The sequence below is a fragment of the Aureimonas fodinaquatilis genome (genome assembly GCF_008369445.1).
GTDB classification, from domain to species: Bacteria; Pseudomonadota; Alphaproteobacteria; order Rhizobiales; family Rhizobiaceae; genus Aureimonas; species Aureimonas fodinaquatilis.
Genome location: NZ_VTWH01000008.1, coordinates 1 through 1,729 on the forward strand (window position 1 = coordinate 1; position 1,729 = coordinate 1,729).

3 protein-coding genes are annotated in these 1,729 nt (G+C 57.8%); all 3 read left to right on the top strand.

Features of this window, described 5'->3' with window-relative positions:
• On the top strand, positions 1-423 hold a 423-nt coding region (locus FPY71_RS18385; RefSeq protein ID WP_149301806.1), incomplete at its 5' end, for an amino acid ABC transporter permease.
• Positions 424-457: 34 nt separating this feature from the next.
• Entirely contained in the window at positions 458-1,111 is a 654-nt protein-coding gene (locus FPY71_RS18390) for an amino acid ABC transporter permease (protein WP_149301807.1), read from the top strand.
• A 4-nt stretch (positions 1,112-1,115) separates the two neighbouring features.
• Positions 1,116-1,729, top strand: a 614-nt coding sequence (locus FPY71_RS18395; RefSeq protein ID WP_246160733.1) for an amino acid ABC transporter ATP-binding protein, incomplete at its 3' end; no start/stop codon positions are given.

The following is a 1,729-nucleotide window of genomic DNA, read 5'->3' on the forward strand; positions in this document are numbered from 1 at the left end:
GGTCCGTTCAATGCGGCGGTGATTGCGCTGACCATCAATGTCGGGGCCTACACCACGGAAATCATGCGGGCGGGCTTTCTCAGCATTCCCAAAGGCCAGCTTGAGGCGGCCTCCTGCCTGGCCATGAGCCGCTGGCAGATGTTCTGGAATATTCAGCTTCCGCAGGCGGTGGAGCGCGTCTATCCCGCGCTGGTCAGCCAGTTCATCCTCATGATGCTGGCAACTTCCATCATGTCGCAGATTTCGGCTGAAGAGCTGACCGGTGTCGCCTATCAGATCCAGTCATTCACCTTCCGTGGCTTCGAGGTCTATCTGGTGATTGCCGCAATCTACCTGCTGCTGGCAACCGGCCTGCGCCTGTTGCTGCACGCTGTCGCCTCCGTGTCCTTTCCGCGTCTTCGCCGTTTGAGGACACCGCTATGAGCACGGCGCGCAACTTCGCAAAGGGGGCAGAACCATGCTTCTCGGTCTGACTTTCAGCCAATACTGGTTTCTGGTTCAGGGAGCCGGCTGGACGATTGTCCTGTCGCTTCTGGGCTTTGTCGGCGGCACCATTGTCGGCCTGCCGGTTGCCTTTGGCCGTATTTCCAAAAACCGCGCCGTCGCCACTTTTTTCAGTGCCTATGTGCAACTGATCCAGGGCATTCCACTGCCGGTCATCATGTTTGTGGTCTATTTCGGCCTCAGCATCTACGGCTACAATGTTTCGGCGCTGGTGGCCGCGGGCGTGGCCATGACACTTTATTCCAGCGCCTATCTGGGCGAAATCTGGAAAGGCTGCATTCTGGCCGTGCCAAAAACCCAGTGGGAAGCGGGTGAATGCCTGGCGCTCACCGGCACACAGCGCTTTGTCTACATTATCCTGCCGCAGGCATTGACCATTGCTGTGCCGCCCACCGTCGGGTTTCTGGTGCAGATTGTCAAAAACACCTCTTACTCCGTGGTGATCGGCTTCTTTGACCTGACCTATTCGGCCAAGATTCTCAACAACGCCACTTTCGAGCCGTTCGTCGTCTTCACCTTTGCAGCGCTTCTGTACTTCATCATCTGCTACCCGCTTTCGGTTTACGCCAAGCGGTTTGAGCAGCGGTTGCAACGTGGCCGGGCGTGAAACGATGAATGCTCCATTCCCTTTTGAAAAGGCCAGCTTCATGACCAACGACGCAAGCCCGCTCGTTTCCTTCAAGGATGTACGCAAGAGTTTCGGAACGCTTGAGGTTCTGAAAGGCATCACCCTGGATGTGCAGGAAGGGCAGGTTATTGCCCTGATTGGCAAAAGCGGTTCGGGCAAGAGCACGGCCTTGCGCTGCATCAACGGGCTTGAGCGCATCAACAGCGGCGAGATAACCGTTTGCGGGCGCAAATTGCACGGCGACGGTGTTGACCTTCGCGATCTGCGCAAGGAAGTCGGCATTGTTTTTCAAAGCTACAATCTGTTTCCGCATCTGACGGTGGAGCAGAATGTGACGCTGGCGCCGCGCAAGGTGAACGGCATCAAGGGCAAGGCAGCGCATGAGCTTGCAGCCAAGGTTCTGGCGCAGGTCGGCCTGTCGGACAAAATCCAGAACTACCCCGAGCAACTGTCGGGCGGGCAGCAGCAGCGTGTGGCAATTGCCCGCTCGCTGGCCATGCAGCCACGGCTGATGCTGTTTGACGAGGTAACTTCGGCACTGGACCCGGAACTGACCGGTGAAGTGCTGCGCGTTATTGCCGGGCTGGCGGCGGAAGG

Coding starts and splice junctions, on each gene's coding strand:
- FPY71_RS18390 (WP_149301807.1), top strand. CDS start 458: ATGCTTCTCGGTCTGACTTTCAGCCAATACTGGTTTCTGGTTCAGGGA.